This window comes from Jutongia hominis (genome assembly GCF_014384965.1).
GTDB classification, from domain to species: Bacteria; Bacillota; Clostridia; order Lachnospirales; family Lachnospiraceae; genus Butyribacter; species Butyribacter hominis.
In genome coordinates, this window is the sequence record NZ_JACRSW010000005.1 from 1 (window position 1) to 7562 (window position 7562).

Consider the following 7562-nt stretch of genomic DNA (forward strand, 5'->3'; position numbering starts at 1 on the left):
ATAGACTAAGCAATGCCTCTTTGTTATTAAAAAGCATTCTAAAAACGGTATCTTTGTAGTTTCGCTGCATCTTTAACTGTTGTTTCTTCATAATACGCTCCTTTACAGCCGGATAGATAATCTGTCTGGTTTTGAACCAAATGACAAAATGACAGTTTCCCCGGTCTTGGTGACAGGAGCCTTAAAACTCCTGCTTTGATAGTGAATGAAAAGCATAGAGTTCTAAAGATAATATAAGAAATTAAGATAATGCCTGATAAGCTTTGGCATTAAAGAAAGTATTAGATTTATGCTTTGGTCTATTGTAACAAATGAGGGTTATTTTTACAATATTTTTCTTACGATGTCCTTTGTATCTAACCCTTAGTATCGTACTAATATCACATGTATCTTACATCTTAAATGTCAAAACAATAATTTTCCCTGTTTAGTTTCCAACATAAACTTACTTCAAAGATTTTGCATACAAAACTCTGATAGAGTTCAATACACAAAGCATGGCAACACCGGAGTCTGCAAAAACAGCCATCCACATAGATGCTATACCGCAAAGCCCCAACACCATAACTGCCACTTTAACCGCTAAAGCAAAAACAACATTCTCATATGCAATTTTTTTGGTCTTTCTTGCAATGTTATAGCTTTCATTTAACGCACTCAGACGAGAAGTCATAAATACGACATCTGCAGCCTCAATCGCTGCATCCGCACCACTACCCATAGCAGCTCCGACATCTGCTCCTGCAAGAACAGGTGCATCATTGATACCGTCTCCGATAAACATAACCGCACCGTATTTCTCACGAAGTGCCCCAAGATTTTTTAACTTATCTTCTGGCATCTGACGTGCAAATACTTCATCAATCCCTGTCGTTTCCTGTACTGCTTTCGCATTTTTCTCTGTATCTCCGGTCAGCATGGCTGTATGAAGACCTAATGTTTTCATACGCTGGATTGCTTCCGTAGAATCCGCCTTAACCAGATCATTGATCTGGATACGTCCGGCATATTTACTGTCTTTTGCCACAAACACTTCTGTGCCGCATTCCTGTAGATCATTTTGTGGAATAGCGATCTGATATCTTTGTAAAAGTTTCTGGTTACCGCATAAGATCTTGCCTTCAGGCAAAGTAACTTCAATGCCCTCACCGGAGATTTCTTTCATATCTTCCGGCTTTTCAGATGTTAATTTTCTTTCTTTCACCGCTTCACGAATGCTGACTGCGATCGGATGTGTTGACGCACTCTCTGCACTGCCGGCCCACGTAATGATCTGTTCTTCTGTAAATGCATCAGCAGGTATCACAGATTCTACTTTGAAATTACCTTCTGTGATCGTTCCCGTTTTATCCATAACAACAGCTTTGATGTCAGCAAGCATTTCTAAGGAAACGCCACCTTTGAACAAAATACCCAGTTTCGATCCTGCTCCGATTCCGGCAAAGAATGCCAATGGCACGCTAAGAACCAATGCACATGGGCAACTGATGATCAGAAATGTTAATGCCGTATATACCCAATGTGCCCAATCGCCTGTGACGATAGACGGAATGATGGCAGTTGCTGTCGCTGCAAGTACAACAAACGGGGTATATATTCTGGCAAATTTTGTAATAAAACGATCCATTTTCGGCTTAGAGGCTGCTGCATTCTCTACAGCTTCCAAAATTCTTGTCACCATAGAATCTTCTAACAATTTATCCACTTGCAAATATAAAATGCCGGAAGTATTGACACAACCGGAAAGGACTTCACTGCCCGGTGCAACAGCTACCGGAACCGGTTCTCCTGTTACAGCAGAAGTATCAATACGGCTTTCGCCTCGCAATACCGTACCATCCAATGGAATGCGGTCTCCCGGTCGGATTTCGATACAATCACCAACTTTTACATCTTCAGGATCCACCTCTATTACTTTTCCCTCTTCATATAAACGTACCATTTCAGGTCGCATATCAACTGCTTCCATAATCTGTTTGCGGCTCTTATTTACTGCCACATCTTCAAAAAGCTCACCGATGCGATAGAATAACATAACACCAACAGCTTCCGCAAAATCGCCAACTACAAACGCTCCGATCGTTGCAATACTCATTAGGAAATTTTCATCAAAAACTTTTCCTCCAAAGAGATTTTTTACAGCTGTCAAGACAATTTCAGCCCCTAATATAATATATGCAATAACGAAAATACTTTCAGGAAGATATTGCACATTAGCGAATTTTTCTACAAGTTCCGCAACGACAAATAATACTGCTCCGATTGCAAGAACAATTGCATCTTTATGCTCAGCAAAGAAAGAAGTCTTTTCTTCTTCCTCTTCTTCGTCATCATGATGATAGTAATGATCGTGGTCATGGTCACAACAGCTATCTTCGTCATCGTCATGATGGTGGCGATGATGCTCGTGGTCATGGCCGCAACAACAATCTTCGTCATCGTCATGATGGTGGCGATGATGCTCGTGGTCATGGCCGCAACAGCAATCTCCGTCATCGTCATGATCGTGCTCGTGATGCTCATGCTCGTGATCATGGCCGCAACAGCAATCTCCGTCATCGTCATGATGATGCTCGTGATGCTCATGCTCGTGGTCATGGCCGCAACAACAATCTCCGTCATCGTCATGATCGTGCTCGTGATGCTCATGCTTGTGGTCATGGCCGCAACAACAATCTCCGTCATCGTCATGATGATGGTGATGCTCGTGACTATGTGCTTTTGCTTTTCTTTTTCCGCGCTTCAGACTGCCAATCTCTGTACCGGGTTCTACTTTATCCGCAAGTGCCTGTAATGCTTTTACTGTCTCATCCGGATTTTCTGCTTCTACATATAACTGCTGGGTCGTAAAAGATAACGTTACGCTTTCCACTTCCGGCAGTTCATTCATTTTTGCCTCAAGCTTTGCTGCACAGTTTGCACAGTCAATGCCTGTAATCGAATATTTTTTCTTCATAGGATGCCTCCTTAAAATGAAAACGCTTTTCAAATCATTTGTTCATATGAACATTCATTCATATATTACAATTAATATAACACCCTTTTCTTTATTACGCAATAGTTTTTGAAGAATTATTTTTATATTCTTTTCGTAAGACTGCTTTTATCTCTAATGTCATAAAAATCCATCTATCCAATGACATCAATCACGTATCACTTTATCCAGACATTCATGTTCTTCACATGTTGTATTCGTTATCATACCCTGTGCATCCACAAAAGATCTTTTTTCATTTGCATCCTTATAAATAACAGATACATGGTATGCTGCGGACGGATTGCTGCTATAACTTTTTATACCCAACCAGACACCTTCGCCATCTGCGATCGTACCTGTCGTACTGTCATATAAATATGGCAGTCCCAGATCATCTGTAGCTGCTTTTTGAACAATATCTACTCCAACGCAGGTTGTAATACCTCCCTGCAGATCCATAATACGGTTTAATGTTGACATTGTCCTAAACATATTATAATACAGATCAATGCCGTCAACCGAAAAAGCATTCCAAAATGTCGGGTTTGTCGCCTTCTTTGTACATCCACTGCCGGGATAGTGTGTTGTCGTGCTGATATAGCTTGCAAGCGCATTTAATTTTTGAAGATTGGTTATATTATCCGTCCAAATCTTTGTTTCCACTTTATGACGTGCATGTGCATAGTATTCTTCATCCAGATAATTTTCCTTATCATCACATGGTTGTGTTGCAATGTAGATCACATCGTATAATGTATCATCCCTGTATGCTTTTATTTTGCAAACACGCACACCTACTCCTGCCTTAACCGTAAGCTTTCTTGCACTAAGACGTTTTTTGTCAGTATCACTGATTGGCTGTTGTGCACATGGACTAACAATGTTGTCCCTGCCATAATCATATCTTGCGCGAAGTTCTTCTGTTGTATTACTAACCATAGCGAATCGGAACAAGTTCACCGTTTTCATTTAACTTTGTATATTGGTCTGTCTGTTCATCACTGCCGTCTTTATAAACTTCATAGGTACATTTTCCTTCCGGTTTTGCATCAAAACGAATATCAACCGGCTGTCCGACAATCGCTTCCTTTTGACCATAAGATGCCATCTGCGGCATCGCCTTGTCTATTTCAAAAGTATCTGTCAATTCACCCGTATAATTTCCCATTCCATATACATGAACGGTGGCGAAACCTACATACAATGCCGAGTGTATTCGGCAGTTCCAGACTGCCATCCGGCTTTTCAGTTGTTCCCGTCTGGAAACTCGCCACCAAATGTAAGCAGATTATACCATGTACTTCGTCTGGCAGATAACATATCTGCACTATAATACATTTAACAATTAGGCTAAATATTAAACGAGGAGCATGATGAATTCTTGGGTATACAAGATACATTAAAAGCACTGGCAGATCCAATACGACATAACATTACTCTACTTTGTTTTGGGGAAGCATTCAGATTCGTTGTAATGATCGTGATTTTAACATTGAATGCTGTGCAAAAGCCACCTCGAAAATCGTTCCCCCAGTCTTGCCTGATTTGATACAAATACTGCCATCATGTACTCTAACGATTTCACGGACAAAAGCAAGACCCAGTCCTACGCCACCCAGCTCCCGGCTTCTGGATTTATCCACACGGAAGAATGGCTCGAACACACTCTCCCTAAGCTCCTTTGGTATTCCGCTTCCCGTATCTTCTACAGACAGATAAACATGCTTGTTTCTCTGATATGCGGTTACTGTAACCTGTCCGAGCGGATGATTATATTTGATGGCATTCTCAACCAGATTGTATACAAGCCTGTAAATAAGGATATCACTGCCTATCATAGTGGCATCCTCACATTTTCCAATCAGCTTTATATTCTTTTCCACGGCAAGAGGCTCAAGGTCTGCCAAAACCTCTTCAACAATAGCATCCAATATAATTTTATCATCCCTTCCCACCGTCTGAAGCTCACTCATGTCAAGAAGAGTCTTTACCATCCTGTTTAATTTATCATTTTGTTCCGTAACCATTTTTATGGTCTGCAAAGTGTCTGCATCATTTCCCGGGTGAGAGGCAGAATTATATAAATCAAGCCGTACCTGCATTAACGCTAATGGAGTACGCAGCTCATGTGCTGCATTTGCAGTAAACTGTCTCTGTATCTCAAATGCTTCCGACAGACGCTCAAGCATCTTATTATAAGAAATACCCAGCTGGTTCAGTTCCTTAACATTGTTTTCCTCTATTCTTGAATCAGACAGATTCTGAGCCTGTACCTCTTCAATTTTATCTGAAAACTCCCTGATTGGTCTGAGTGCATGCCCGCTTATAAAATAAGTGACGACACCTCCCAAAAGCGCCAGCAAAACCGTGATTATCAGACTGTTTCTTTTATAATCGGCCTTATTATTGTACACCTGAACCGAAAATTCATCCGCAAACTCATCCCACTTATCGTCCGGTATGCTGATATATATTTCATCTGATTTGTTTCCTTTTTCATCCCCCTGTGACTCTACCGCATCCTGCAGAGAATCGATGTAATGCACACCATTTTTATAGACAAACATAGTCAGACAGCCACATATAATAGCAATACACAATGCAGTAATGCACGTAAGTCTCCACTGTAGCGACATTCTTTTCATCTGTCAGACTCCTCCCGTATTTTATAGCCTTCACCTACCTTGTTCTGAATGGGATCATATCCCAGCTTCGCCTTAAGCTTTTTTCTAAGTGAAGACATATGTACCCTGATTGCTCCGCTAAAGCTGTCTGCCGTGGCATCCCACACATGCTCTATCAGCTCCTCCTGACTCACCGGTCTGCCTATATTGATAAGTAAATATTCCAAAATACCATTCTCTTTTCTTGTCAGTGGAACCGGCTCTTCCTTTGCATATGCCTCGCGTTTAATCGTATCAAACTTTATTTCTCCGCATTTAAGACATATATCATTCTGTACAAATTTCCTTCTTGTCAGGCTTCTGATACGTGCCTCAAGCTCCTGCAGATGGAATGGTTTTTCCATGTAATCATTTGCTCCTGCATCCAGTCCCTCTACCTTATCAGCAATCTGACCTCTTGCAGATAATATCAAAACCTTAGTTTCATCATTGTATTTTCTAAGCTCCTTAAGAAGCTCCATGCCATCCATCCCCGGCAGATTCAAATCCAAAACTATCAGATCATAATTCTCCGACAGTATACATTCAAGAGCCTCTTTCCCATCATAACAGGTATCCACCTCATAACCGGCAGCATACAGACTCTTTGCAACCATATCACATATTTGTTTCTCATCCTCAACAATTAATAATCTCAAAATGTTCTCCTGCTTCTTAACAATAATTTTACAACCCATATTGTATAATACCAAAGTCAGCTGGTCAACAATACAACAAAAAGGAGCAACATTATGTTGAAATACCAAAAAACATGTCAAATCATTCTGCTTATCCTTGGTGTATCCATGATAAGCTATGGTGCAGTCAGAGGTGAGGCGGCTACAGTGCTTGGTAAAGCAATAAAACTATGTCTGGAGTGTGTAGGAATTGGATAAGGAAAAGAAATTACTATCAAGAAAACTGGCAAAAATACGTGGCTGGATACAGGCCGCAGCAACGCTGCTGACCAATATTCATATTCCAAATTTATTTAAGGGTAAAATATATCAGGGCAATGCAAAAACAGTATGCGTACCCGGATTAAACTGCTACTCCTGCCCTGCCGCGACAGGAGCCTGTCCAATAGGGGCATTTCAGGCAGTTGTCGGATCATCAAAATTTAAGTTTTCATACTACATAACCGGATTTTTTATTTTACTCGGTGTAACTCTCGGCAGATTTATATGTGGTTTTTTGTGCCCATTTGGATGGTTTCAGGATTTACTTCATAAAATCCCCGGAAAGAAATTATCCACAACCAAACTAAAGCCTCTTAGGTACCTAAAATATGTCATTCTTATTGTTTTCGTTATACTTCTTCCGATGCTTGTAACGAACTCTATAGGAATGGGAGACCCGTTCTTCTGCAAATATATCTGTCCTCAGGGTGTTTTAGAGGGTGCTATACCGTTATCTATTGGAAATGCTGCTATCCGTTCTGCGCTGGGAAAGCTTTTTTCTTTCAAGTGTATGATTTTAATTGCAGTGATTGTACTCAGTATCTTATTTTACAGGCCCTTCTGTAAATGGATTTGTCCGCTTGGAGCAATCTACTCATTATTTAATAAGGTCAGCCTGCTCAAAATCACCGTTGATAGCAGCAAATGTGTCAAATGCGGTCAATGCTCAAAGGCATGTAAGATGGATGTGGATGTGTGTAAGACACCGGATCACCCCGAGTGCATACGCTGCGGTGCCTGCATAAAGGCCTGTCCGAAGGACGCCATCTGCTACCGGTTTATGGGAAAATCATGTCAAAAAAATGACAACAGATAGCTATTAAACATTTTACTATTATTTTAAAGCATTCCTATAGAGAATGAAATTTGAAAAAAATAAAATCTCCCCGTAAGATGTATATGAGTTTGGCGACTTAATACATCGAAGTACAAAGGAGATTTTATAACATGAGTAAAAGAAAC

7 protein-coding genes are annotated in these 7562 nt (G+C 40.6%); 2 read left to right on the forward strand and 5 right to left on the reverse strand.

Going from position 1 to position 7562, the window contains the following annotated elements; translation table 11 throughout:
* Window positions 1-445: 445 nt before the first annotated feature.
* The 5 genes from H8700_RS01435 to H8700_RS01455 all read right to left on the reverse strand — a co-directional run bounded on the left by H8700_RS01435 (window position 446) and on the right by H8700_RS01455 (window position 6338).
* Window positions 446-2956: a heavy metal translocating P-type ATPase gene (locus tag H8700_RS01435; RefSeq protein ID WP_249302503.1), complete on the reverse strand. Its 2511-nt coding sequence runs from the start codon at window positions 2954-2956 to the stop codon at window positions 446-448.
* 186 nt (window positions 2957-3142) lie between these two features.
* Window positions 3143-3916: a hypothetical protein gene (locus H8700_RS01440; protein ID WP_249302505.1), complete on the reverse strand. Its 774-nt coding sequence runs from the start codon at window positions 3914-3916 to the stop codon at window positions 3143-3145.
* The gene (locus H8700_RS01445; protein ID WP_249302508.1) at window positions 3909-4145 is read right to left on the reverse strand and encodes a hypothetical protein; all 237 of its coding nucleotides are present in this window, start codon (window positions 4143-4145) and stop codon (window positions 3909-3911) included. The genes H8700_RS01440 and H8700_RS01445 overlap by 8 nt, the downstream gene beginning before the upstream one ends.
* Before the next feature lie 292 nt (window positions 4146-4437).
* Window positions 4438-5622 (reverse strand): sensor histidine kinase, encoded by a 1185-nt coding sequence (locus tag H8700_RS01450; protein WP_249302510.1) that lies wholly within the window; start codon window positions 5620-5622, stop codon window positions 4438-4440.
* On the reverse strand, window positions 5619-6338 hold the full coding sequence (locus H8700_RS01455) for a response regulator transcription factor (protein ID WP_249302512.1): 720 nt from the start codon (window positions 6336-6338) through the stop codon (window positions 5619-5621). The genes H8700_RS01450 and H8700_RS01455 overlap by 4 nt, the downstream gene beginning before the upstream one ends.
* Window positions 6339-6392: 54 nt before the next feature.
* Here H8700_RS01455 and H8700_RS01460 point away from each other — a divergent pair, with 54 nt between their 5' ends.
* Window positions 6393-6536, forward strand: coding sequence for a CD1871A family CXXC motif-containing protein (locus H8700_RS01460; RefSeq protein WP_009263530.1), 144 nt, complete (start codon window positions 6393-6395; stop codon window positions 6534-6536).
* Window positions 6529-7416, forward strand: coding sequence for a 4Fe-4S binding protein (locus H8700_RS01465; RefSeq protein ID WP_249302514.1), 888 nt, complete (start codon window positions 6529-6531; stop codon window positions 7414-7416). The genes H8700_RS01460 and H8700_RS01465 overlap by 8 nt, the downstream gene beginning before the upstream one ends.
* Window positions 7417-7562 lie beyond the last annotated feature (146 nt).

Excerpts from the sequence above, each read along its gene's own strand:
- H8700_RS01435 (WP_249302503.1), bottom strand. The coding sequence starts at position 2,956 with ATGAAGAAAAAATATTCGATTACAGGCATTGACTGTGCAAACTGTGCA.
- H8700_RS01445 (WP_249302508.1), bottom strand. The coding sequence starts at position 4,145 with ATGGGAAATTATACGGGTGAATTGACAGATACTTTTGAAATAGACAAG.
- H8700_RS01460 (WP_009263530.1), top strand. The coding sequence starts at position 6,393 with ATGTTGAAATACCAAAAAACATGTCAAATCATTCTGCTTATCCTTGGT.
- H8700_RS01440 (WP_249302505.1), bottom strand. The coding sequence starts at position 3,916 with ATGGTTAGTAATACAACAGAAGAACTTCGCGCAAGATATGATTATGGC.
- H8700_RS01455 (WP_249302512.1), bottom strand. The coding sequence starts at position 6,338 with ATGGGTTGTAAAATTATTGTTAAGAAGCAGGAGAACATTTTGAGATTA.
- H8700_RS01450 (WP_249302510.1), bottom strand. The coding sequence starts at position 5,622 with ATGAAAAGAATGTCGCTACAGTGGAGACTTACGTGCATTACTGCATTG.